The sequence below is a fragment of the Streptomyces sp. NBC_00425 genome, from assembly GCF_036030735.1.
In the GTDB taxonomy this organism is placed as follows: domain Bacteria; phylum Actinomycetota; class Actinomycetes; order Streptomycetales; family Streptomycetaceae; genus Streptomyces.
The window spans coordinates 7,416,931-7,440,956 of the sequence record NZ_CP107928.1 but is presented as its reverse complement, the minus strand read 5'-3'; the positions used below and the strand labels follow the sequence as shown (position 1 = coordinate 7,440,956).

Below are 24,026 nucleotides of genomic sequence, written 5' to 3'. Positions count from 1 at the left end.
CGGTGGCGTCGGGGGTCCGCGGGGCCCGTCCGGTCAGCGGGCGGCCTCATCCTCCACCGTGCGGTCACGGCCCGCCAGGACGCCGACGACCGTCTGCGGGATCATCAGCGCCGTCATGAGCGCGAGGGGCAGACCCCAGCCGCCGCTGTGCTGGTAGAGCACCCCGACCAGCAGCGGACCCGGAATGGAGATCAGGTAGCCGGTGCTCTGGGCGAAGGCGGAGAGCTGGACCACGCCCGCGCCGGTCCTGGCGCGCATCCCGACCATGGTGAGCGCCAGCGGGAAGGCGCAGTTGGCCACGCCCAGCAGCAGGGCCCAGGCCCAGGCGCCACCGGCGGGAGCCAGGTACAGGCCGGCGTACCCGACGAGACCGCAGGCGCCGAGCGCGACCACGATCGGGCCCTGGTGCGGCAGCCGGGTGGCGACGCGCGGTATGACGAAGGCCAGCGGCACGCCCATCGCCATCGTGACGGCGAGGAGCAGTCCGGCGGTGCTCGCCGGAACGCCCGCGTCGCGGAAGATCTGCGGCATCCAGCCCATGGTGATGTAGGCGGCGGTGGCCTGGAGGCCGAAGAAGACGGCGAGCGCCCAGGCGGTGCGACTACGGGTGATGCGCAACGGGGCGGCGGACGGCCGGACGGACGGGAGACCGGTGGACGGGCGGCCGGTGGACGGGCGGCCCTTGGACGAGTGGCCCATGGACGAGTGGCCACCCGACGGTGCCCGGTCCGAGGGCACCCGGTCCGAGGGCACCGGGTCCGGCGACGAGCGGTCCGACCGGGAGCGACCCGGCGCGTGCCGGCCGAACGGCTGCTGCTGTGCTTCCCGGGCGGGAGCCGGGTCGGGACGCGCGGCCGTACGCGCCCCGCCCGCAACCGTGACGCGTCCGTGCCCGTTGCCGACGGCGCTGTCACCCTCGCGCACCAGCGGCAGCCACGGCAGGACGGCCGCCGCCGCGAGGCCGGCCCACACCGCGAGGCCGGTCTGCCAACTGCCGCCGAGGGCCCCGGTCATGGGCACCGTGACGGCGGCGGCGACGGCGGTGCCGAGGGCGAGGGCCATCGAGTACAGGCCGGTCATGGAGCCGACCCTGTCAGGGAAGTGGCGCTTGACGATGACGGGCATCAGGACGTTGCTGACGGCGATGCCCATGAGGGCGAGGGCGCTGGCGGCGAGGAAGCCGGCGGCGCCGCCGACGTAGGGGCGCATCAGCAGTCCGGCGGTGATGGCGGCCATGCCCGCGCACACGACCGCGCCGGCCCCGAAGCGGCGGGCGAGGCGGGGGGCCGTGACGCCGAAGGCGGCGAAGCAGAGCGGGGGCACCGAGGTGAGCACGCCGGCCACGCTGCCGCTCATGCCGAGCCCGTCGCGGACCTCTTCGAGGAGCGCGCCGAGGCTGGTGATGGCCGGGCGCAGGTTGACGGCGGCCAGCACGATGCCGACCACGAGCAGCCGTGTCCGCCACACGCGCGTGGCGGCGTTCGAGGGCTCGTCCGTGGGCTGCGCACGGGTGGGCGGTGCGGCCATGGGCCGTGTCTGCTCGCTTGCCATGCCGTCCATCATAGAATCATAGGATGATTGGTTGTCCATGCCCGGGCGTCACCCCACCGCCCAGCCCGTGCGAAGGTGTGCCATGCCCCTGAGCCATCCCCGCCGCTCGGCGCTGTCCGAGCAGGTCATCGCCGCGCTGCGCTCCCAGATCACCTCGGGCGAGTGGCCGGTCGGCGCGCGCATCCCCACGGAACCGGAACTGGTCGAGCAGCTGGGCGTCGCGCGCAACACGGTCCGAGAGGCGGTCCGGGCGCTGGCGCACAACGGGCTGCTGGACATCCGGCAGGGTTCGGGCACGTACGTCGTGGCGACCAGCGAGCTGGCGGGCGTGATGCACCGCCGTTTCGCCGACGCCGACCCCGGGCACATCGCCGAACTGCGCGCCACGCTGGAGTCGAGCGCGGCGAAACTGGCGGCCGTACGGCGCACCGAGAAGGACCTCAAGCAGCTGGACGCTCTTCTGCTGCGGCGCGAGGAGGCGTGGGCGTCCGGCGACGCGGAGACGTTCGTGGCGGCCGACACGACCTTCCACCTGGCCGTCGTGGCGGCCTCCCACAACGACGTCATGACGGCGATGTACGCGGACCTCGGCGAGGTGCTGCGCGACTGGCTGCGCGAGGACGTGGGCGCGGAGCTCACGCCGGATACCTACATGGACCACACCCGGCTGGTGGATGCGATCCGCGCGGGCGAGGCGGAGGCGGCCGCCGTCGAGGCGGCGAGCTATCCGCTGGTGTGCCGGCCCGGCCGGTTCGGCTCGCCCGCCGGCGGACCGCCCCCCTCAGGGCTCACACCTGCTGGTGGCTGACCCAGGCCGAGCGGACCTCCTTCCAGCAGCGTCCGGTGAGCCGTACGGTCCGGGCGGGGTCCGCGTCGGCGGGGGCGCCGTCGGTGTCGAGGTCCCACCAGCGGTCGCACTCGATGTGCAGACGGACCCGGTCGGTGTCGGCGTAGGGGTTGTGGCAGTAGGCGACGACGCGGGAGCCGTGGACGCCGACGCGGCACTCCGCGCCGAACGGCTTCGGCACGGCGGCTTCGCGCGTCTTCACGCGTGCGTGCGGCGACGCGTCGTACGGCAGCGAGAACACGAGACAGAGCGCGACGACGGTCGCTGGGGCCAGGCTGCGGGACAGGCGCACAAGGGGGACCTCCTCGGCCGAGCTGGGGAGGGAACCACGCGTCGTACGGGGCGCGCACTCCAGCGTGCCCGGTCGTGGCCGTCCGCCGCCCGGACAGGTACGCCGAACGAGTGACGCCCCGCCCCCCGCGCGATGCGGGGAGCGGGGCGCCGAAAAGCCGGCCGGAGGCCCGGGATCAGGCTCCGATGGCGTGCAGACCGCCGTCCACGTGGACGATCTCGCCGGTCGTCTTCGGGAACCAGTCGCTGAGCAGGGCGACGACGCCGCGGCCGGCCGGCTCGGGGTCCTTGAGGTCCCACTCCAGCGGCGAGCGGTCGTCCCAGACGGCGGCCAGCTCGGAGAAGCCCGGGATGGACTTGGCGGCCATCGAGCCGATCGGGCCGGCGGAGACCAGGTTGCAGCGGATGTTCTGCTTGCCCAGGTCGCGCGCCATGTAGCGGCTGGTGGCCTCCAGGGCGGCCTTGGCCGGGCCCATCCAGTCGTACTGGGGCCACGCGAAGGACGCGTCGAACGTGAGGCCGACGACCGAGCCGCCGTTCTGCATCAGCGGCAGGCAGGCCATGGTGAGCGACTTCAGGGAGTACGCCGAGACGTGCATGGCCGTGGCGACCGACTCGAACGGCGTGTTGAGGAAGTTGCCGCCGAGGGCGTCCTGCGGCGCGAAGCCGATGGAGTGCACGACGCCGTCGAGGCCGCCGAGCTCCTCGCCCACGATGTCCGCGAGACGGCCGAGGTGCTCCTCGTTGGTGACGTCGAGCTCGATGACCTTGGTCGGCTTCGGCAGCTTCCTGGCGATGCGCTCGGTCAGCGTGGGCCGCGGGAACGCGGTCAGGATGATCTCGGCGCCCTGCTCCTGGGCCAGCTTGGCGGTGTGGAAGGCGATGGAGGACTCCATCAGCACACCGGTGATCAGGACGCGCTTGCCCTCGAGAATTCCGCTCATGGTGATCAGTGACCCATTCCCAGTCCGCCGTCAACGGGGATGACGGCTCCAGTGATGTACGCGGCGTCGTCCGAGGCGAGGAACCGCACCGCCGCGGCGATCTCGTGCGGCTGCGCGTACCGGCCGAGCGGGACCTGCGAGACGATGCCCGCGCGCTGCTCGTCGGTGAGCACCTTGGTCATGTCGGTGTCGACGAAGCCGGGCGCGACGACGTTGAAAGTGATGTTGCGGGATCCCAGCTCACGGGCCAGGGAGCGCGCGAAGCCCACCAGGGCGGCCTTGGAGGCGGCGTAGTTCGCCTGTCCCGGCGAGCCGTACAGCCCGACCACCGAGGAGATGAGCACGACGCGGCCCTTCTTGGCGCGCAGCATGCCGCGGTTGGCGCGCTTGACCACGCGGAAGGTGCCGGTCAGGTTGGTGTCGACGACCGAGGTGAAGTCCTCCTCGGACATGCGCATCAGCAGCTGGTCCTTGGTGACGCCGGCGTTGGCGATCAGGACCTCGACGGGGCCGTGCTCGGCCTCGATCTCCTTGTAGGCCTGCTCCACCTGCTCGGAGTCGGTGATGTCGCACTTGACGGCGAGGCAGCCCAGTTCCGTCAGGGCGGCCGGCGGCTCGCCCGTGCGGTACGTGATGGCGACCTTGTCGCCGGCGTCGGCGAACGCGCGGGCGATGGCGAGGCCGATGCCCCGGTTTCCTCCGGTGACGAGAACCGAGCGGCTCAACGGATCACCCTTTCGATAGGGGTCTGACGCACCCGCCCGAACTCTGGGTGGCAGGCGGCTTCCCCCGAAACCTATCGGTCTGCTTCCTCACGACGACATTCGGGCACCGACAGTGGCTCACGGGGCTGACTGTGGGGTCTCTACAGAAAGTTTGCGCAAGCGGCCCGGAAAGGTGTGGTCCGGGGGCCGCCGGGCGCGACATGATCGAGGTCTTCACCCGCGACGACACCAGGGAGAGACCTAGGTGCCCCATACCATCGATGAAAGCTTCACGGCACTACCCCTGCGCGCACTCGCCGACGCCGCGCTCGCACGCGCGCGTGCGCTGGGCGCGGAGCACGCGGACTTCCGGTTCGAGCGGGTGCGCAGCGCGTCCTGGCGGCTGCGGGACGCCAAGCCCGCCGGGTCCTCGGACACGACCGACCTCGGGTACGCGGTGCGGGTGGTGCACGGCGGCACGTGGGGGTTCGCGTCCGGCGTGGATCTGACGATGGACGCCGCGGCCAGGGTCGCCTCGCAGGCGGTGGCGATGGCCAAGCTCTCCGCACAGGTGATCAAGGCCGCCGGCTCGGACGAGCGGGTGGAGCTGGCGGACGAGCCGGTGCACGCGGACAGGACGTGGATCTCGTCGTACGAGATCGACCCGTTCACCGTGCCGGACGAGGAGAAGGCGGCGCTGCTCGCGGACTGGAGCACGCGGCTGCTGGCGGCGAACGGCATCAACCACGTCGACGCCTCGCTGCTGACCGTCCACGAGAACAAGTTCTACGCCGACACGGCCGGGACGGTGACCACCCAGCAGCGGGTGCGGCTGCACCCGGCGGTGAACGCGGTGTCGGTCGACGAGTCCAGCGGCGAGTTCGACTCGATGCGCACCGTCGCGCCGCCCGCCGGACGCGGCTGGGAGTACCTGACCGGCACCGGCTGGGACTGGGACGACGAGCTGGCCCGGATCCCCGAGCTGCTCGCCGAGAAGATGCGCGCGCCGAGCGTGGACCCGGGGCTCTACGACCTGGTCGTCGACCCGTCCAACCTGTGGCTGACCATCCACGAGTCCATCGGGCACGCCACCGAGCTGGACCGCGCCCTCGGCTACGAGGCCGCCTACGCCGGCACCTCCTTCGCCACCTTCGACCAGCTCGGGAAGCTGCGCTACGGCTCGGAGCTGATGAACGTCACGGGCGACCGCACCGCCGAGCACGGCCTGGCGACCGTCGGGTACGACGACGAGGGCGTCGAGAGCCAGTCCTGGGATCTGGTGAGGGACGGCACGCTCGTCGGCTACCAGCTGGACCGGCGGATCGCGAAGCTCACCGGATTCGAGCGGTCCAACGGCTGTGCGTTCGCCGACTCCCCCGGCCATGTGCCGGTACAGCGCATGGCCAACGTGTCGCTGCGGCCTGATCCGGCCGGGATGTCCACCGAGGACCTCATCGGCAGCGTCGACCGGGGCATCTACGTCGTCGGCGACCGCTCCTGGTCCATCGACATGCAGCGCTACAACTTCCAGTTCACCGGGCAGCGGTTCTTCCGGATCGAGAACGGGCGGATCACCGGACAGCTGCGGGACGTGGCCTACCAGGCGACGACCACCGACTTCTGGGGTTCGATGGCGGCGGTGGGCGGTCCGCAGACGTACGTCCTCGGCGGTGCCTTCAACTGCGGAAAGGCCCAGCCGGGTCAGGTGGCGGCGGTGTCGCACGGCTGCCCGTCGGCCCTGTTCAAGGGCGTCAACATTCTGAACACCACGCAGGAGGCCGGTCGATGAGCGCCCGTAGCACCAAACCGCACGAGGTCGTCGAGCGCGCCCTCGAGCTGTCGCGGGCCGACGGCTGTGTCGTCATCGCCGACGAGCAGTCGACGGCGAACCTGCGCTGGGCGGGCAACGCGCTGACGACGAACGGCGTCACCCGCGGGCGCACGCTCACGGTGATCGCCACGGTCGACGGCAAGGAGGGCACGGCCTCCGGCGTCGTCTCCCGCGCCGCGGTGACCGGGGACGAGCTGGAGCCCCTCGTGCGGGCCGCCGAGGCCGCCGCGCGCGGTGCGCACCCCGCCGAGGACGCCCAGCCCCTGGTCACAGGCGTGGCGCCGTCTCCCGAGTTCACGGAGGCGCCGGCCGAGACCTCGTCCGCGGTGTTCGCCGACTTCGCGCCGGCCCTGGGCGAGGCGTTCGCACGCGCGCGTGCGGGCGGCCGCGAGCTGTACGGGTTCGCCAACCACGAGCTGGTCTCGACGTACGTGGGCACCTCGACGGGTCTGCGGCTGCGGCACGACCAGCCGAACGGGACGCTCGAGCTGAACGCCAAGTCCCCGGACCGCACGCGTTCGGCGTGGGCGGGACGATCGACCCGCGACTTCAAGGACGTCGACCCGGCGGCGCTCGACGCCGAGCTCGCCGTACGGCTGGGCTGGGCGGAGCGGCGGATCGAGCTGCCGGCCGGCCGGTACGAGACGCTGCTGCCGCCGACCGCGGTGGCCGACCTGATGATCTACCAGCTGTGGTCGGCGTCCGGCCGGGACGCGACCGAGGGCCGGACGGTGTTCTCCAAGCCCGGCGGCGGCACCCGGGTCGGCGAGAAGCTGACCGACCTGCCGCTGACCCTGCGCAGCGACCCGAACGAGCCCGGCCTGGAGTCCGCGCCGTTCGTCATCGCGCACACCTCCGGCGGTGACCAGTCGGTGTTCGACAACGGGCTGCCGCTGCGGTCCACGGAGTGGGTCGGCGGGGGCGAGCTGAAGAACCTGACGACCACCCGGCACAGCGCGGCGCTGACCGGACTGCCGGTGGCGCCGGGGGCCGACAACCTGATCCTGGACGGCGGGGCGGACCGCTCGCTGGAGGAGATGGTGGCCGCCACCGGTCGCGGTCTGCTGCTGACCTGTCTCTGGTACATCCGCGAGGTCGACCCGGCGACCCTGCTGCTGACCGGTCTGACCCGGGACGGCGTGTACCTCGTCGAGGACGGCGAGGTCGTCGGCGAGGTCAACAACTTCCGGTTCAACGAGTCGCCGGTCGACCTGCTGGGCCGGGCGACGGAGGCGGGGCGCACGGAGAAGACGCTGCCCCGGGAGTGGAGCGACTGGTTCACCAGGGCCGCGATGCCCGCCCTGCGGGTGCCGGACTTCAATATGAGCTCTGTCAGTCAGGGCGTATAACCTCGTAGCCGGCAGTCACCCGGCTGCGCGAAGATCATCAAGGAGACCGAGAACTGTGACGGACATCGTCGACGAACTGACGTGGCGGGGGCTGATCGCCCTCTCCACGGACGAGGACGCATTGCGCAAGGCGTTCGCGGACGGTCCTGTCACGTTCTATTGCGGCTTCGACCCGACCGCGCCCAGCCTGCACCTCGGCAACCTCGTGCAGATCCTGACGATGCGCCGCATCCAGCAGGCGGGCAACCGTCCGCTGGGCCTGGTCGGGGGCGCCACCGGTCTGATCGGCGACCCGAAGCCGAACGCGGAGCGCACGCTGAACGCGCCCGAGGTCGTCGCCCAGTGGGTGGAGCGGCTGCGCGCGCAGATCGCGCCGCTGCTCGACTTCGAGGGCCCGAACGCGGCCGTCATGGTCAACAACCTGGACTGGACCCAGGGCATGTCGGCCATCGAGTTCCTGCGCGACGTCGGCAAGCACTTCCGGGTGAACAAGATGATCGCCAAGGAGGCCGTCTCCCGGCGGCTCAACTCCGACGCGGGCATCAGCTACACCGAGTTCAGCTACCAGATCCTGCAGGGCATGGACTTCCTGGAGCTGTACCGGCGGCACGGGTGCACCCTGCAGACCGGCGGCAGCGACCAGTGGGGCAACCTCACCTCGGGCACCGACCTGATCCACCGGGTCGAGCCCGACGCCGTGGTGCACGCCCTGGGCACCCCGCTGATCACCAAGGCGGACGGCACCAAGTTCGGCAAGACGGAGTCCGGCACGGTCTGGCTGGACCCCGAGATGACGACGCCGTACGCGTTCTACCAGTTCTGGCTGAACGCGGACGACCGGGACGTCTCGAAGTTCCTGCGCATCTTCAGCTTCCGGTCCCGTACGGAGATCGAGGAGCTGGAGCGGCAGACCGAGGAGCGGCCGCAGGCCCGGGCCGCGCAGCGCGCGCTGGCGGAGGAGCTGACGACGCTGGTCCACGGTCCCGACCAGACGGCGGCGGTGGTCGCCGCGTCCAGGGCCCTCTTCGGGCACGGCGAGCTGGGCGACCTCGACGCGCGGACGCTGGCCGCGGCCCTCTCCGAGGTGCCGCACATCCAGGTCGCCGAGCTCGGGCCGGTCGTGGACCTGTTCGCCGAGGTCGGCCTGGTGGCCAGCAAGTCGGCGGCGCGGCGGACCGTGAAGGAGGGCGGGGCCTACGTGAACAACGTCAAGGTCACGGCCGAGGACGCGGTGCCCGCGGCGCAGGAGCTCATCCACGGGCGGTGGCTGGTGCTGCGGCGAGGGAAGAAGAACCTGGCCGCCGTGGAGGTCACCGGCTGACGGCCTGAGCGGCAGTGGCGCGAAGGGGCGGCTTCCCGTGGGAGGCCGCCCCTTCGTCGCGTGCGCGCTCAGGCCCGGTGCTTCCTCTTGCCCAGCGTCGCCATGTAGAGCATGTCGCCGAGGGCGACGATGATGATGGCTGCGATCAGCTGGAACGCGTGCCGGCTCCAGTCGATGCCGGACGTGGACTCGACGCCTGCCGCGCGGGCGATCGCGTTGCCCACGATCGCGCCCAGCATGCCGAAGATCGTGGTCAGCCAGAGAGGGCTGTGCTGCTTGCCCGGGATGATCGCCTTCGCGATCAGGCCCAGCACGAATCCGACGATGATCGCCCACAACCAGCCCATGGCTGCCTCCTTTTCCGGCTCTGCGTGAGCAGTGGCCTCAAGTCTCGAGCCGCTCGCCGTACGACGCATGTCGGGTACGGCCGTACGCGGGACGGCGCAGTAGGGTCGCCCGGACCGCAGACGCCCCGGTCTCCAGGACTGCGCAGCCGCGGCGTAACGTGGAGAGCCGGGGGAAGGACGACGCGGGCGGACGGGGAATGTCATGCGGAAGCAGGGTGGCGGCGGGAACGCCCAGGTGTTCCGGATCACCGGCGCACGCCAGGGGCTCCAGGACGATGTGCGGGGCCGGCAGCGGCGCTACATCATCTCGATGTCGGTCCGCACGGTGGCGGTGATCCTGGCGGCGACGCTGTGGAACGTGGAACGGCATGTGGCCGTGGTGGCGCTGGTTCTGGGCCTGGTGCTGCCCTATATCGCGGTGGTGGTCGCCAACGCCGGCCGGGAGAACGTGCCGTCGCTCCCCTCGACGTTCGTCGGCGTGCCCGTGCGGCCCATGATCGCGGCCCCGCACGCGGACGACGGCGCCGCGCGATCCGCCCCCGAAGAGGAGGGCTTCGCGGAACCCGGCGGGGAGGAACCGGCGCCCGGACAGGCTGAGCGACAGCCGTGAACGGGCCATGAGCGGACTGTGCGCCAAGCTCAGGAAAAGCTCAGATCAATCATGTTGTTCCAGTGCCGTGGGGGTGGTCCGTCGTGACATACTTCGTACGCGCTCCGCATCCCCCGTCGGAGCGACGGACCGACGCCGGGCAGCTCCCCCCGTGGCTGCTCGGCGTCGCCTTTGTGTGCGTGTGGTGAGACGACTCTGTGAGTGACGAGACCCCCATCTGTTCTGCCAAGGGCTGCCGTGTCGACGCGGTGTGGGTGCTGGCCTGGAACAACCCGAAGATCCATACGCCGGAGCGGCGCAAGACGTGGCTCGCGTGCGAGGAGCACCGCGAGCATCTGTCGCAGTTCCTCGGCGTCCGGGGCTTCCTCAAGGACGTGGTCGCGCTGACCGATTGGGAACCCCCGGAGGGGTCCCGGGACAAGGCCGTCTGAAGGCCGTCCGAGCGGTCCCGGCACCCGCCGGTCCGGGGCCGCGCTAGCCGCCGATCGCCGACATCGGCCGGTCCGGCTGCAGGAAGCTCGGGTCGTCCAGACCGGAGCCCGCCTTCTTTCCCCACATGGCCAGGCGCCAGATGCGGGCTATCTCCTCGTCGGGGGCGCCGGAGCGCAGGGCCGCTCGCAGGTCCGTCTCCTCGCGGGCGAAGAGGCAGGTGCGGACCTGGCCGTCGGCGGTGAGGCGGGTGCGGTCGCACGCGGCGCAGAAGGGCCGGGTGACGGAGGCGATGACGCCCACGCGGTGCGGGCCGCCGTCCACCAGCCAGCGTTCGGCCGGGGCCGAACCGCGTTCCTGCTCGCCCTCGGCGGTGAGGTCGAAGCGGGTGCGCAGGGAGGCCAGGATGTCCCCGGCCGTCACCATGCCCTCGCGCTTCCAGCCGTGCTGGGCGTCCAGCGGCATCTGCTCGATGAAGCGCAGCTCGTAGTCGTTCTCCACGGCCCAGGCGAGGAGGTCGGGAGCTTCGTCCTCGTTGAGGCCCGGCATCAGGACCGAGTTCACCTTCACCGGTGTCAGGCCCGCCTCTCGGGCGGCTTCGAGGCCCTCGAGGACGTCCTTGTGACGGTCCCTGCGGGTGAGGGTCTTGAAGACGTCGGGGCGCAGGGTGTCGAGGGAGACGTTGACCCGGTCCAGGCCGGCCGCCTCGAGGGCCCGGGCGGTGCGGCGCAGGCCGATGCCGTTCGTCGTGAGGGACATCTGGGGGCGGGGCTCCATCGCGGCGACGCGCTCGACGATGCCGACCAGGCCCGGGCGCAGCAGGGGCTCGCCGCCGGTGAAGCGGACCTCCTCGATGCCGAGGGAGGTGACCGCGACGTCGATGAGGCGGACGATCTCGTCGTCCGTGAGGAGGTCGGGCTTGGCCAGCCACTGCAGGCCCTCCTCGGGCATGCAGTAGGTGCAGCGCAGGTTGCACCGGTCGGTCAGTGAGACCCTCAGGTCGGTGGCCACTCGGCCGTAGGTGTCGATGAGCACGTGGGCCCCCTCCCTCGTGGTGGATCGCGTGACTGTTCCGTCACTTGCGAGCCTACGTGACACCGCCGACAGCGACAGGGCCCGATCCCACGAGGTGGGACGCGGCCGCTTCGTAGGGATCTACGACGCGGCCGCGGTCGGGGCGGGGCGGACGGCCGCTCAGTGGGCCCCGGTGCCGGTCAGGGAGCGCACCTCCAGCTCGGCGTACTTGGCGTCGTCGGGCTTCTCCTTCGACAGGAGGGTGCCGACGATGCCCAGCAGGAAGCCGACCGGGATCGAGATGAGGCCGGGGTTCTCCAGGGGGAACCAGTGGAAGTCGACGTCGGGGAACATCGAGCTGGGCTTGCCGGAGACGACCGGCGAGAACAGCACCAGGCCGACGGCGGTGACCAGGCCGCCGTAGATCGACCACAGGGCCCCGGACGTGGTGAACCGCTTCCAGAAGAGGCTGTAGAGGATCGTCGGGAGGTTGGCGGAGGCGGCCACCGCGAAGGCGAGGGCGACCAGGCCGGCGACGTTCAGGTCGCGGGCGAGGGCGCCGAGCAGGATGGAGACCGCGCCGATGCCGACGGTCGCGTATCGGGCCGCGTTGATCTCCTGCTTCTCGGAGGCCTGCCCCTTCTTGATGACGTTGGCGTAGATGTCGTGCGCGAAGGACGAGGACGACGCCAGGGTGAGGCCGGCGACCACCGCGAGGATGGTGGCGAAGGCGACCGCCGAGATGGTGGCCAGCAGGATGGCGCCCCAGTTGGAGTCGACGCCGCCCAGATGCAGCGCCAGGAGCGGGGCGGCCGTGTTGCCTGCCTTGTTGGAGGCGATGATCTCGTCCGGCTTGATGAGCGCGGCGGCGCCGAAGCCGAGGGCGAGCGTCATCAGGTAGAAGGCGCCGATCAGGCCGATGGCCCACAGGACCGACTTCCGGGCGGCCTTGGCGGTGGGCACCGTGTAGAAGCGGATCAGGATGTGCGGCAGGCCGGCGGTGCCCAGGACGAGGGCGATGCCGAGCGAGATGAAGTCCAGCTTGGTGGTGCCGGTGGCGCCGTACTTCAGGCCCGGCTCCAGGAAGGCCGCGCCCTTGCCGCTGTTGTCGGCGGCCGAGCCCAGCAGGTCGGAGACGTTGAAGTCGAACTTGAGCAGCACCAGGAAGGTGAGCAGCAGGGCGCCGGCGATGAGCAGGACGGCCTTGACCATCTGCACCCAGGTGGTGCCCTTCATGCCGCCGATGGTGACGTAGACGATCATCAGCACGCCCACGAGGGCGACGATGCCGATCTTGCCGGCGTCGCTGGTGATGCCCAGCAGGAGCGAGACCAGGACGCCCGCGCCCGCCATCTGGGCGAGCAGGTAGAAGATCGAGACCACGATGGTGGAGGTGCCGGCGGCGGTGCGGACGGGACGCTGGCGCATGCGGTACGCGAGGACGTCGCCCATGGTGTAGCGGCCGGAGTTGCGCAGCGGCTCCGCCACCAGCAGGAGGGCGACCAGCCAGGCCACCAGGAAGCCGATGGAGTACAGGAAGCCGTCGTAGCCGAAGAGGGCGATGGCGCCCGCGATGCCGAGGAAGGACGCGGCGGACATGTAGTCGCCGGAGACGGCGAGGCCGTTCTGGAAGCCGGTGAACTGGCGGCCGCCGGCGTAGAAGTCGGCGGCGTCCTTGGTCTGGCGGCCGGCCCAGACGGTGATGACGAGAGTCGCGGCGACGAACACCGAGAACAGGACGATGATCAGTGTGCGGTGCTCACTGGCCTCGCCCGCGGCGAGCAGGGTCTGCTGGGCGGTGCTCATTCTCCGCTCTCCATCCGGGACTTGATCGCGTCGGCCTTGGGGTCGAACTTGGCGGCGGCGGTGCGCGCGTACCACCAGGCGATGAGGAACGTGGTGAGGAACTGGGCGAGGCCGAGGGTCATCGCCACGTTGAAGTTGCCGAAGAGCTTGGTGCCCATGAAGTCGCCCGCGTAGTTGGAGAGCAGGACGTACAGCAGGTACCAGGCGATGAAGGCGACGGTCAGCGGGAAGGCGAAGCCGCGGTAGGCGCCGCGCAGTTCACCGAACTCCGCGCTCTCCTGCACCGCGACGAACTCCTCGGTGGTGGGGAGCCGGCTGGGGGTCTTCGAGGGGGGCGGTGTCTCGGTGGCCACGGAGTCTCCTCGCATTGCGGACGGGCGGGACGGGCGGGTCGGGCGGGGCTCGATCGTGCACGGGCTCCCTGACCAAGGGCACGGCGGCGCGCTAGGGGCGGTTCAACTCGATCGGGTACTTGTCGCCCGGGTTCCGTCGCGTCCGTGCGGGCAGCGGCGGCGGTCCCTTCCGGAAGTCGTCGCCCGAGGTCGTTGCTGGCCGGCGAGTCAGTTGGATAGCTTCGGCACAGCACCACCCGTCATGTACCTGCCGAGCAGGATCTGTGCTCGGCCAGGTCCCCTTTCCGGATGATGTGGAGACCCCATGGCTCATCTGCCTTCCAAACGCCGCCTCGCACTCGCGGTACCCGTCGTGCTGTCGCTGACCGCCTCTCTCGGCTTCCTGCCGACTGCGGCCTCCGCGGCTCCCGCCACGACATCCGCCACCCGGGCGACCGACGCCCCGGCGCTGGCGTACGTCGTCAACACGAGGGTGGACCACCGCACGATCGGGTCGGTGAAGAAGGCGATCGCCTCGGTCGGCGGCACCGTCGTCGCGTCCTACGAGAGGATCGGCGTGCTCGTCGTCCACTCGGCGAACCCCGACTTCGGTCCGCGGATACGCGCGGTGCGGGGTGTGCAGTCGGCCGGCGCCACCCGCACGACTGCGCTGAGCCCCGCCGGGACCACCGACGAGGGCGCGGTGCAGGTCCTGTCGAAGGCGGAGGCCGCGAAGGTCGCGAAGGCGTCCGGCACGGCGGGGCAGAGCGAGCCGCTCGAGGCGGACCAGTGGGACCTGCGTGCGATAGGCGCCGACAAGGCCGCCGAGATCAACCCGGGCAGCAGGCGGGTGACGGTCGCCGTGATCGACACCGGCGTCGACGACACCCACCCGGACCTCACCGCGAACTTCTCCGCGTCCCAGTCGGCGAACTGCGTCGGCGGCGTCGCGGACACCAGCGCGGGCGCCTGGCGTCCGTACACCGCGGAGGACTACCACGGCACCCATGTCGCCGGTGAGATCGCGGCCGCCCGCAACGGCGTCGGCGTCGCCGGCGTGGCACCGGGCGTCAAGGTCGCGAGCATCAAGGTGAGCGACCCCAAGGACGGCCTCTTCTACCCGGAGAACGTCGTCTGCGCGTTCGTGTTCGCCGCCGACCACGGCGTCGAGGTCACGAACAACAGCTACTACGTCGACCCGTGGCTGTACAACTGCATGGACGACCCGGACCAGCGGGCCATCGTGGACGCGGTCAACAGGGCCCAGCTGTACGCCCAGAAGAAGGGCACGCTCAACGTGGCCTCGGCGGGCAACTCCAACCACGACCTCGACTCCGACGCCATCGTGGACGCGTCCAGCCCCGACGACGCCACGCCGGTGACGCGCACGATCGACCCGCACGAGTGCTTCGACGTGCCGACCCAGCTGCCGGGTGTCGTCACCGTGAGCGCCACGGGCGTCAAGGGCACCAAGTCGTACTACTCCAGCTACGGCCTCGGCGCGATCGACGTGGCGGCTCCGGGCGGCGACAAGTACCAGATCCCGGGCACGCCGTCCGCCAACGGACGCATCCTGTCGACGCTGCCGAACAACACGTACGGCTACCTGCAGGGCACCTCGATGGCGTCGCCGCACGTGGCCGGTGTCGCCGCGCTGCTCAAGTCGACGCATCCGTACGCGAGCCCCGCCCAGCTGCAGGCGCTGCTCAAGCTCCAGGCGGACAGCACCGCCTGCCCGACCGAGCCGTACGACGGTGACGGCAACGGCGTCGTCGACGCGACCTGCGTGGGCGGGAAGCGGCTCAACGGCTTCTTCGGCCACGGTGTCGTGAACGCGCTGCGCGCCGTGAAGTAGTAGCTCAGGCCGCCACGACCGTGGCGCACGAGGTTCGAGGGCCGGGCGGTCATCCGCCCGGCCCTTTCGCGTGCGGCGACACCTGCTCGACGGACGGGGTGGACGGGAGGGACGGGGTGGAGGGGGTGGAGGGAGTGGAGGGCATATATATTGATCGAATCAATAATGCATCATACAGTCATGACTGACATCGAGTTCGCATGGTCGGAACTGGGCGGCGATCCCGCTCTCCTCACGCGCGTGTCGACGGTCGTCCGGGACGGCGCGCTGCCGGCGCGGCTGCCCGTACGGCAGCTGGCGCGCGCCTGTGTGGGCGCGTGCGCGCTGGCCGCCGCCGAGCTGGGGGCGCGACGGGCGGGCCTGCCCGAGACGCCCGAAGTGCGGGTGGACGACGCAGCGGTCGCCGCGGCGTTCGTCAGCGAACGGCAGACGCTGGTCGACGACCGGGCGCCGGTGCTCTTCGCCCCGCTGTCCCGGTTCTGGCGGACCGCCGACGGCTGGGTGCGCACCCACGCCAACTACCCGCACCACCGCGAGCGCCTGCTGAGCGCGCTCGGCCTGCCCGCGGACGCCGACAGTGCGAACTCCCGTCCCGCCGCCGTCGAGAGCGTTCTCGCCGGTCGCCGGGCAGGGGACGTCGAGGACGCGGTGCACGCGGCAGGCGGTCTGGCGGTCGCACTGCGCACGCCTCGGCAGTGGGCGTCCCACGAGCAGGCCGCCGCCATCGCCGGCCGGCCCCTCGTCGAGCGGAGCAGGCTGGACGGAGCACGCGTGCGTGCCCTCGCGCCGGTGGGCGGCGGCCCCCTGCTGCCGGCCGCCGGAGTACGCGTCCTGGACCTGACCCGGGTCCTCGCCGGGCCGGTCGCCACCCGCACCCTCGCCCTGCTGGGCGCCGACGTCCTGCGCGTGGACGCTCCCGGTCTGCCCGAACTGCCGGACCAGCACGCCGACACGGGCTTCGGCAAGCGCTCGGCCCTGCTGGACCTCGCCGTGGACCGGCGGACCTTCGAGGAGCTGCTCGCGACGGCGGACGTCGTCGTCACCGGGTACCGGCCGGGCGCGCTCGACCGGTTCGGGCTCGCCCCCGAGGCACTGGCCGAACGCCGGCCCGGAGTGGTCGTCGCACAGGTGTCGGCGTGGGGGGCGTACGGGCCCTGGGGCGACCGACGGGGCTTCGACAGTCTGGTGCAGGCGGCCACCGGCATCGCGGCCGTCGAGGGCTCGGCCGAACGGCCCGGAGCGCTGCCGGCGCAGGCCCTGGACCACGGGACCGGCTATCTGCTGGCGGCCGGCGTGCTGCGTGCGCTGACCGAGCAGTCGGCCGACGGCGGCGCCCGCCTCGTCCGGCTGGCCCTGGCCCGGACGGCGGCATGGCTGACCGACGACGCCCGGAGCGGGGAAGGAGACCCGGGTCAGGACGTGCGGCGAACCGGGGACGACCGCCTCGACCCGACGCCGTGGCTCGCGCACACCGACAGTCCTCTCGGGCGGCTGCGGTACGTCCTGCCGCCGGTGCGCTTCGTCGGCGGGCCGGCCGACTGGGCGCGCCCGCCGGGCCGCTGGGGGGCCGATCCGGCCCGCTGGCTCTGAACGGCGGGGCCCGTCACCCGGGGCCGGCGAGGACCTGCCTGCCGCCGGCCTGTTCCTGCGCCGGGCGTCGCCCGCCGAGGGCGCCTCGGACCAGCAGGAACTGCGCGGCGATATAGGTGAGCATGATCCACAGGTCGGGGCGCGGCGGCTGCGGCCAGTCCGCGACGCCGGTGGCGATGAGCGTGTCGGAGAGCAGGAAGAGCGCGCCACCGGCGCCGGCGACCGCGCCGACCCGGGCGGCGGCGGTGTAGGCCATGGCCGTGAGCAGGGTGCTGTAGGCGGCGACGGGCAGGCGCAGCTCCGCGGGCAGGTCGGGCCGGAGCAGGACGACCGTCGTGATCAGGGCGACGGCGTAGCAGGGAGCGAGGAGCAGGGCGCCCGCGCGGGAGCGGCCGGCGCGGGTGAACAGCACGAGGTAGCAGACGTGCCCGGCGGCGAAGGACGCCATGCCGGCGAGGAAGGCGGCGTCGGCGTCGAACAGCAGGAGGGTGTCGCCGCCCCAGCCGCACAGCAGGGCGGCGACGAGGAGCCGGGGGGCGCCGCGCAGGGCCGCCCAGGCCGCGAGGAGAGGCATCAGGAGCGGCTTGGCGACGGCGTGTCCGGGCTCGAGGCCGACGGCGAGGCTGAGCAGGTCGACGGCGGCGGCGAGCGCGAACAGGCCGAACAGGGCCGACGGGACGCGGGAGCGGGTCACGCGGCCGTGGTCTCCCCGACCGGCGCGGCCGGCGCGGCCGGCGACGCCGGCGCGGTCGCGGTCGGCCCGGTGGGAGACGGCTCGGTGGGGGCCGGCTCGGTGGGGGGCGGCTCGGTGGGGGGCGGCCCGGGCCGGGCCGACGGCTGCCAGCCCGGCCCGCCGAAGACCCGCCCCGCCCGTTCGCGCCAGCCCGCCGCGGCCCTGACGTCCTTGGCGATGGCGACGTACTCGTGGGTCGCAACCTTGATCGGGTTGAACGTGTTGATGTTCTTGGTCAACCCGTACACGGGCCGGTCGGTCTCGGGCACGAAGGAGCCGAACAGCCGGTCCCACACGATGAGGATGCCGCCGAAGTTGCGGTCCAGGTAGCCGCCCTGGGAGGCGTGGTGGACGCGGTGGTGGGACGGCGTGTTGAACACGAACTCGAACCACCGGGGCATCCGGTCGATCCGCTCGGTGTGGATCCAGAACTGGTAGACGAGGTTGGCCGAGGAGCAGAAGGCCAGCGCGGCCGGGTGGACGCCGGCGGCGATCAGCGGAACGTAGAAGGGCCAGACGGTCAGCGTGGTCCAGGGCTGGCGCAGCGCGGTCGTGAGGTTGAACTTCTCGCTGGAGTGGTGGACCACGTGACAGGCCCACAGGACCCGGATGACGTGGTGGCCGCGGTGGGACCAGTAGTAGAAGAAGTCCTGCGCCAGCAGCATCAGCGGGAGCGTCCACCACAGGACGGGCACGCGCAGCGGCGTCAGCTCGTAGATCGCGGTGTACGTCGCGACGATCGGGATCTTCCAGACGAGGTCGAAGACGAGGCTCCCGAGCCCCATGCCGACGCTGGTCGCGGCATCCTTCGTCTGATACCCGGCGGCGTCCTCGTCGGGGTGGACGCGGACGCTGATGATCTCGATCACGGTGAGCACCACGAAGGCGGGTATCGACCACAGCACGACATCGGGCAGGTTCGGCATGCCGGCACCGTAGAACCGCTGGTGGGCTGCGGCTAGACGGTGTTACCGACAAGTATTTCCAGGGGTATGCGCTTGCTTATTGGTGATCCCCGCCAAGCCGCGACGACGCACCCCGCCCGCTTCACGCCTCCATCACACCTCGTCGCCATACCGCCGCCGCCTCGGGCGCGCGGCCGCCCCACACCCCTGTCGCCCACGCCCCGGCCTGCTCACACCCCAGGCCGCTCACACCCCCGTGGCCCCCATGAGCGAGCCGACCAGGTACGTCACCCCCATCGCCAGGGCTCCGCCGCTCACATTGCGCACCACCGCCCGCCCGGGGGCCGCGGCGCCCAGCCGGGCGCCGGACCAGCCCGTGGCGGTCAGGGCCACCAGGACGGACACGACGGTCACCGGGAGGCGCCGGTCGGCCGGGGGCAGCACGACGGCCAGGAGCGGCAGCAGGGCGCCCACCGTGAAGGCGAGGAAGCTCGCCCAGGCCGCATGCCAGGGATCGGTGAGGTCGTCGGGGTCGATCCCGAGCTCCACGCGCGCGTGCGCCCGCAGGGCGTCCCGTTCCGTGAGCTGGACGGCCGCCTCCCGGGCCACGTCCCGGGACAGGCCCCGCTCCTCCAGGAGCTCCGTCAGCTCCTCCAGCTCGGCCTCGGGCTGCTCTCTCAGTTCCCGCCGCTCCAGCGCGAGCGCGGCCTTCTCGGAGTCCCGCTGGGTCGACACGGAGACGTACTCGCCCGCCGCCATGGACATCGACCCGGCGAGCAGCCCGGCGAGGCCGGCCGTCAGCAGCGCGGAGCGGTGGTCCGTGGCGCCGGCCACGCCGACGACGAGACCGGCGGTGGAGACGATGCCGTCGTTGGCGCCGAGGACCGCGGCGCGCAGCCAGTTGAGCCGGGATCCGAGCGAGCCGTCGTGGGCCTCGGCGTGGGTGGGTTCCGTCACAGGACGGAGGATGACACCTCGCAGGCCGAGGGTCGTGCTGCGACGCCCGGCTGCGGGAGCGGACGAGCGGGCGGCCGGGCGGGCGGCCGGGAACGAGGAGGGAGTCGGACGAGGGGCGGACGAGGGACGAAGAAGCGGAACGGCGTTGGAGGCGACCGGAGTTGCGCCGCCGTCGGCCGGGTGCCGGGCGCACGCGTGCGTACGCCCCGCGAACTCCCGTGCGACCCGGAGGACTTCCCACGCCCTGCGGCACGGGGCGGGGGCGTCGGGGTGTCGGTGGCGGCCCGTATCCTCAGTGACCATGCTCGAAGACCACACGACGACAGCGTCGTCCCCCACGGAGTGGCCGACCGCGTATCCCCGGGGATACGCGGTCGTTGACGTGGAGACCACCGGCCTGGCGCGGGACGACCGGATCATCTCCGCGGCCGTCTACCGGCTGGACGCGCGCGGCGAGGTCCAGGACCACTGGTACACGCTGGTCAACCCGCAACGCGACCCGGGCCCGGTGTGGATACACGGTCTGACGAGCGACGTACTGGCGGGCGCGCCCCTCTTCCACGAGGTGGCGGAGGAGTTCGCCGCCCGGCTCGACGGCCGGGTGCTCGTCGCGCACAACGCCGTCTTCGACTGGCAGATGATCGCGCGGGAGTACGCGCGCGCGGAGCGCGAGGCACCCGTGCGGCAGCGGCTGTGCACCATCGCGCTGTCCAAGGAGTTGGGGCTGCCGCTGCCCAACCACAAGCTGGAGTCGCTCGCGGCCCACTTCGGCGTCGTACAGCAGCGGGCGCACCACGCGCTGGACGACGCCCGCGTGCTGGCGGAGGCGTTCCGGCCGAGCCTGCGGGCCGCGGCGGAGGGCGGAGTCCGGCTGCCGCTGCTCGAGTGCCGTCCGCTGACGGAGTGGGCCGACCGTCCGGCGCCCCTGATCGGGCGGCAGGCGAGCGGCCCGGGGGGCGGCTACGGCGGCTACCGGCCCAGCAGTTGGCGACCGTCCCGGAAACGGCCGGTGTGCCCGCATCCGAACCCGGGGCGGTACGAGGACGGCCGACGGCTCAAGCAGGGCATGCGGGTCGCCTTCTCGGGAGACACCTCGGTCGAACGCGAGCTGCTGGAGGACCGTGCCGCCGAGGCCGGGCTGCATGTCGCCACGAGCCTGTCCCGGCTGACCAGCCTGCTGGTCACCAACGACCCCGACTCGGGCACGTCGAAGGTGGTGAAGGCGCGGCAGTTCGGGACGCCCGTGGTGGACGAGGCCGCGTTCGGGCAGCTCCTGCGGGATGTGGAGCCCGCCGACGAGTGACCCGCGCGGACGACTGCGCGAACCCCGCCGGCGCCGACCGGTGCGTACGGGTGATTGCCGCGCGACTCGCCCGCCGCCCGCTCGCCCGCGCGGGGGCGACGGCTCACCCTGTGGCGCATGGCGAGATGCGAAGTTTGCGGCAATGACTACGGAATGACCTTCGAAGTGCACGCGCAGGGCGCGGTCCACGTCTTCGACTGCTTCTCCTGTGCGATCCATCGCATGGCACCCATCTGCGAGCACTGCAGGGTGCAGATCATCGGCCAGGGCGTCGAGGTGGAGGGTCACTGGTACTGCGGCGCGCACTGCGCCCGCGCGGAGGGCCGGGTGGGGATCGTCGACAAGGTCTGAGCCCGCTTCCGGCAGCCCGTGACGGCCGGCCGCCGAGGACGTCCCGCGGCACCCGGCCGCATGCGCCCCACGACCGAGTTGTACGGTCGTGGGGTGTACCGCTTCCTGTTGTCCCGGCAGTGGGTGATCCTCACGCTGGTCTCCCTCCTCCTCATCCCCACGATGATCAGGCTGGGCTTCTGGCAGATGCACCGCTACGAGGAGCGCACCGCGCGCAACCAGCTCGTCTCCGACGCGCTGGCCGCCGACGCGGTGCCCGTCGAGAAGCTGACCGCCGTCGGCCATGTCGTCACCCGCAGCGAGCGCTACCACAACGTGAGCGCCACCGGCGTCTTCGACGCCGGGCACGAGGTCGTCGTCCGGCGCCGGGTGAACGCCGACGAGACGGTCGGGTTCCACGTCCTCACCCCGCTCGTCCTGACGGACGGCAAGGTGCTGCTGGTCAACCGGGGCTGGATCGCCGCGGACGGCCCGAGCCAGACCGCCTTCCCCGAGATCCCCGCGCCGCCCGGCGGCAGGGTCACGGTCACCGGGCGGCTGATGCCCGACGAGACGACCGCGGCGAGCGGCATCAAGGACCTCAAGGGACTGCCGGACCGGCAGGTCATGCTGATCAACAGCGAGCAGGAGTCCCGGCGGCTCGGCGCCCAGGTGCTCGGGGGCTACATCGCGCTGACGGCGCCCGCGCCCAAGGGCGACAGCCCCGAACTGCTGGGCCCGCCCGGCAGCGAGGACGCGGCGCTGAACTTCGCGTACACCATCCAGTGGTGGCTGTTCGCCGCGGGCGTCCCCGTCGGGTGGCTGATCCTCGTCCGGCGCGAGGCCCGCGACCGGGCCGCGGCGGCCGCCCGGGAGCCGGAGCCGGCCGAGCCGGCGACGGTGTAGCACCGCCTGCCCGGCCGGACCCCGACACGCCACCCGCCCCGCCACGCCCGCCGCCCTGTCCGCTCCGGCGTCCCGCGCGTCAGCGGCGGCGGCTGCTCGTGCTCGCCGTGCTGATGGCCGTCGTCTTCGCCCTGGCGACACTGATCGGCCTGTGGGTGCTGAACCGGGCGCCGTCGGACCGGGGCGTCGTCCTCTCGTCGACGGCGGCCCGGCGCACCCGACGTCACTCACCCGGCCGCACCCCTGATTGCCTCCCCGGTCCGCCGGGAAACCGCAAGGCGTGCACCCCCGCATCGAGGACTACGCCCTCATCGGCGACGAGCAGACCGCCGCCCTGGTCGGCATGGACGGTTCCGTCGACTGGCTCTGCCTGCCCCGCTTCGACTCCGGAGCCTGCTTCGCCCGCCTCCTCGGCGACGAGGAGAACGGTCACTGGCGCATCGCCCCGCAGGGCGTGACGGGCGCCTGCACCCGGCGCGGCTACCGGCCCGACACGCTCGTCCTGGACACCGAGTGGGAGAGCGCCGACGGCGCGATCCGGGTCACCGACCTGATGCCGCAGCGCGATCAGGCCCCCGACGTGGTGCGCGTCGTCGAAGGGCTGCGCGGCCGGGTCGCCGTCCGCAGCACGCTGCGGCTGCGCTTCGACTACGGCTGGGTCGTGCCGTGGATGCGCCGCGCCGACGGGCACCACGTGGCGGTCGCCGGACCCGACGCGGTCTGGTTCCGCAGCGAACCGGGCGTGCACACCTGGGGCGAGGACTTCACCACGCTCTCCGAGTTCACCCTCGCCGAGGGCGAGTCGGTCGCCTTCGTGCTCACCTGGCATCCCTCGCACGAGTCCCGCCCAACGCTCGTCGACCCGTACGAGGCGCTCGCCACCAGCGTCGACGACTGGCGGCGATGGGCCGCCCGCTGCCGCTACACCGGCCCCCACCGGGACGCCGTCGTCCGCTCCCTGATCACCCTCAAGGCCCTCACCTTCCAGCCGACCGGCGGCATCGTGGCCGCACTCACCACCTCGCTGCCGGAGGAGGTGGGCGGCGTCCGCAACTGGGACTACCGCTTCTGCTGGCTGCGCGACTCCACCCTCACCCTCGGCGCCCTCCTCGCGGCCGGGTACGAGGAGGAGGCCGAGGCGTGGCGCAACTGGCTGCTGCGAGCCGTCGCGGGCGATCCGGCGGACCTGCAGATCATGTACGGGCTGTCCGGCGAGCGGCGGCTGCCCGAGTCCGAGCTGCCTTGGCTCTCCGGCTACGAGGGCTCCACGCCCGTACGCATCGGCAACGGCGCCGTACAGCAGCTCCAGCTGGACGTCTACGGCGACGTGATGGACTCCCTGTCGCTGGCCCGGACCTCGGGCATGTCGCCCCGGCCGCACATGTGGTCCCTGCAGTGCGCGCTGATGAACTGGCTGAGCGACAACTGGCGGCAGCCGGACGAGGGGCTGTGGGAGGTGCGCGGCGGCCGGCGGCAGTTCGTGCACTCCAAGGTCATGGTGTGGGTCGCCGCCGACCGGGCCGTCCGCGCGCTGGAGGCGTACCCGGAGCTCAGCGGCGACCTGACCGGCTGGCGGGACCTGCGCGACGAGGTGCACCGCGAGGTGTGCGAGAAGGGCTACGACCCGCGGCGCAACACGTTCACCCAGTACTACGGCTCGGCCGACCTGGACGCCTCCCTGCTGCTCATCCCGCGCGTCGGCTTCCTGCCGCCGGACGACCCGCGCGTCGTGGGCACCGTCGACGCGATCCGTGCGGAGCTCGGGCACGACGGCCTGCTGCACCGCTACAGCACCGAGGGCGCGCCCGTCGACGGTCTGCCGGGCGACGAAGGGGCTTTCCTGGCCTGCTCGTTCTGGCTCGCCGACGCCCTGCACATGACGGGCCGCACGAAGGAGGCCCGCGAGCTGTTCGAACGGCTCGTGGGTCTGGCCAACGACGTGGGGCTGCTGGCGGAGGAGTACGACCCGGTGGCCGGGCGGCACCTCGGCAACTTCCCGCAGGCGTTCAGTCACGTCGGCCTGGTGAACACCGCCCTCACCCTGTTCGACGGCGAGGAGGCAGGATAGGAG

At 72.1% G+C, this 24,026-nt stretch carries 23 protein-coding genes; 12 read left to right on the top strand and 11 right to left on the bottom strand.

Going from position 1 to position 24,026, the window contains the following annotated elements; translation table 11 throughout:
* Positions 1-33: 33 nt before the first annotated feature.
* Entirely contained in the window at positions 34-1,551 is a 1,518-nt protein-coding gene (locus OHS82_RS32720; protein ID WP_328435081.1) for a CynX/NimT family MFS transporter, read from the bottom strand.
* An 82-nt stretch (positions 1,552-1,633) separates the two neighbouring features.
* On the opposite strand from OHS82_RS32720, the gene OHS82_RS32715 reads away from it, so the two are divergent.
* Positions 1,634-2,359 carry a FadR/GntR family transcriptional regulator gene (locus OHS82_RS32715; protein WP_057582289.1) on the top strand — a complete coding sequence of 242 codons (726 nt, stop codon included), beginning with the start codon at positions 1,634-1,636 and terminating at the stop codon, positions 2,357-2,359.
* On the opposite strand, the gene OHS82_RS32710 is transcribed toward OHS82_RS32715, so the two are convergent.
* From OHS82_RS32710 to fabG, 3 genes are all read right to left on the bottom strand, one after another.
* A complete protein-coding gene (locus OHS82_RS32710) occupies positions 2,340-2,690 on the bottom strand; it encodes a hypothetical protein (RefSeq protein ID WP_057582288.1) in 351 nt (116 codons plus the stop codon). The genes OHS82_RS32715 and OHS82_RS32710 overlap by 20 nt on opposite strands.
* Before the next feature lie 175 nt (positions 2,691-2,865).
* A complete protein-coding gene (gene fabI, locus OHS82_RS32705) occupies positions 2,866-3,633 on the bottom strand; it encodes an enoyl-ACP reductase FabI (RefSeq protein WP_057582287.1) in 768 nt (255 codons plus the stop codon).
* Between the two features lie 5 nt (positions 3,634-3,638).
* Complete coding sequence (fabG, locus tag OHS82_RS32700; protein WP_057582286.1) at positions 3,639-4,358, bottom strand: 3-oxoacyl-[acyl-carrier-protein] reductase; 720 nt, start codon at positions 4,356-4,358, stop codon at positions 3,639-3,641.
* Positions 4,359-4,602: 244 nt separating this feature from the next.
* Here fabG and OHS82_RS32695 point away from each other — a divergent pair, with 244 nt between their 5' ends.
* The 3 genes from OHS82_RS32695 to tyrS are packed head-to-tail and all read left to right on the top strand — an operon-like array spanning position 4,603 to position 8,838.
* Entirely contained in the window at positions 4,603-6,126 is a 1,524-nt protein-coding gene (locus tag OHS82_RS32695) for a TldD/PmbA family protein (RefSeq protein WP_057582285.1), read from the top strand.
* Positions 6,123-7,517 carry a metallopeptidase TldD-related protein gene (locus OHS82_RS32690; protein ID WP_057582284.1) on the top strand — a complete coding sequence of 465 codons (1,395 nt, stop codon included), beginning with the start codon at positions 6,123-6,125 and terminating at the stop codon, positions 7,515-7,517. Before OHS82_RS32695 ends, OHS82_RS32690 begins: the two co-directional genes overlap by 4 nt.
* A 55-nt stretch (positions 7,518-7,572) precedes the next feature.
* Positions 7,573-8,838, top strand: coding sequence for a tyrosine--tRNA ligase (gene tyrS / locus OHS82_RS32685; protein WP_328435080.1), 1,266 nt, complete (start codon positions 7,573-7,575; stop codon positions 8,836-8,838).
* Between the two features lie 68 nt (positions 8,839-8,906).
* Here the strand turns inward: tyrS and OHS82_RS32680 are convergent, their stop codons facing one another.
* Positions 8,907-9,185 (bottom strand): GlsB/YeaQ/YmgE family stress response membrane protein, encoded by a 279-nt coding sequence (locus tag OHS82_RS32680; RefSeq protein WP_057582282.1) that lies wholly within the window; start codon positions 9,183-9,185, stop codon positions 8,907-8,909.
* A gap of 202 nt (positions 9,186-9,387) precedes the next feature.
* Here OHS82_RS32680 and OHS82_RS32675 point away from each other — a divergent pair, with 202 nt between their 5' ends.
* Positions 9,388-9,795: a DUF3099 domain-containing protein gene (locus tag OHS82_RS32675; protein WP_057582281.1), complete on the top strand. Its 408-nt coding sequence runs from the start codon at positions 9,388-9,390 to the stop codon at positions 9,793-9,795.
* A gap of 197 nt (positions 9,796-9,992) precedes the next feature.
* A complete protein-coding gene (locus tag OHS82_RS32670) occupies positions 9,993-10,226 on the top strand; it encodes a hypothetical protein (RefSeq protein ID WP_057582280.1) in 234 nt (77 codons plus the stop codon).
* A 43-nt stretch (positions 10,227-10,269) separates the two neighbouring features.
* Here OHS82_RS32670 and moaA read toward each other — a convergent pair whose 3' ends face one another.
* The 3 genes from moaA to OHS82_RS32655 form a co-directional block, all read right to left on the bottom strand.
* Positions 10,270-11,259 (bottom strand): GTP 3',8-cyclase MoaA, encoded by a 990-nt coding sequence (moaA, locus tag OHS82_RS32665; RefSeq protein ID WP_057582279.1) that lies wholly within the window; start codon positions 11,257-11,259, stop codon positions 10,270-10,272.
* 159 nt (positions 11,260-11,418) lie between these two features.
* Positions 11,419-13,044, bottom strand: coding sequence for a solute symporter family protein (locus OHS82_RS32660; protein ID WP_057582278.1), 1,626 nt, complete (start codon positions 13,042-13,044; stop codon positions 11,419-11,421).
* Positions 13,041-13,397 (bottom strand): DUF485 domain-containing protein, encoded by a 357-nt coding sequence (locus tag OHS82_RS32655; protein WP_057582277.1) that lies wholly within the window; start codon positions 13,395-13,397, stop codon positions 13,041-13,043. Before OHS82_RS32655 ends, OHS82_RS32660 begins: the two co-directional genes overlap by 4 nt.
* Before the next feature lie 304 nt (positions 13,398-13,701).
* Here OHS82_RS32655 and OHS82_RS32650 point away from each other — a divergent pair, with 304 nt between their 5' ends.
* Both OHS82_RS32650 and OHS82_RS32645 read left to right on the top strand, forming a co-directional pair.
* Complete coding sequence (locus OHS82_RS32650) at positions 13,702-15,231, top strand: S8 family serine peptidase (RefSeq protein WP_328435079.1); 1,530 nt, start codon at positions 13,702-13,704, stop codon at positions 15,229-15,231.
* A 180-nt stretch (positions 15,232-15,411) separates the two neighbouring features.
* Positions 15,412-16,821 (top strand): CoA transferase, encoded by a 1,410-nt coding sequence (locus tag OHS82_RS32645; RefSeq protein WP_328435078.1) that lies wholly within the window; start codon positions 15,412-15,414, stop codon positions 16,819-16,821.
* Positions 16,822-16,834: 13 nt separating this feature from the next.
* Here the strand turns inward: OHS82_RS32645 and OHS82_RS32640 are convergent, their stop codons facing one another.
* The 3 genes from OHS82_RS32640 to OHS82_RS32630 all read right to left on the bottom strand — a co-directional run bounded on the left by OHS82_RS32640 (position 16,835) and on the right by OHS82_RS32630 (position 19,416).
* Positions 16,835-17,515, bottom strand: a complete 681-nt coding sequence (locus OHS82_RS32640; RefSeq protein WP_057582311.1) for a lysoplasmalogenase — start codon at positions 17,513-17,515, stop codon at positions 16,835-16,837.
* Positions 17,512-18,480: a sterol desaturase family protein gene (locus OHS82_RS32635; RefSeq protein WP_328435077.1), complete on the bottom strand. Its 969-nt coding sequence runs from the start codon at positions 18,478-18,480 to the stop codon at positions 17,512-17,514. Before OHS82_RS32635 ends, OHS82_RS32640 begins: the two co-directional genes overlap by 4 nt.
* Positions 18,481-18,705: 225 nt before the next feature.
* On the bottom strand, positions 18,706-19,416 hold the full coding sequence (locus tag OHS82_RS32630; RefSeq protein ID WP_057581322.1) for a VIT1/CCC1 transporter family protein: 711 nt from the start codon (positions 19,414-19,416) through the stop codon (positions 18,706-18,708).
* Between the two features lie 301 nt (positions 19,417-19,717).
* On the opposite strand from OHS82_RS32630, the gene OHS82_RS32625 reads away from it, so the two are divergent.
* The 4 genes from OHS82_RS32625 (at position 19,718) to OHS82_RS32610 (ending at position 24,023) form a co-directional block, all read left to right on the top strand.
* The gene (locus OHS82_RS32625) at positions 19,718-20,719 is read left to right on the top strand and encodes a DEDDh family exonuclease (RefSeq protein ID WP_057581345.1); all 1,002 of its coding nucleotides are present in this window, start codon (positions 19,718-19,720) and stop codon (positions 20,717-20,719) included.
* 117 nt (positions 20,720-20,836) lie between these two features.
* The gene (locus OHS82_RS32620) at positions 20,837-21,070 is read left to right on the top strand and encodes a hypothetical protein (protein WP_079041440.1); all 234 of its coding nucleotides are present in this window, start codon (positions 20,837-20,839) and stop codon (positions 21,068-21,070) included.
* Between the two features lie 93 nt (positions 21,071-21,163).
* On the top strand, positions 21,164-21,955 hold the full coding sequence (locus OHS82_RS32615; protein ID WP_277922406.1) for an SURF1 family cytochrome oxidase biogenesis protein: 792 nt from the start codon (positions 21,164-21,166) through the stop codon (positions 21,953-21,955).
* 280 nt (positions 21,956-22,235) lie between these two features.
* Positions 22,236-24,023, top strand: a complete 1,788-nt coding sequence (locus OHS82_RS32610; RefSeq protein ID WP_328435076.1) for a glycoside hydrolase family 15 protein — start codon at positions 22,236-22,238, stop codon at positions 24,021-24,023.
* Positions 24,024-24,026 lie beyond the last annotated feature (3 nt).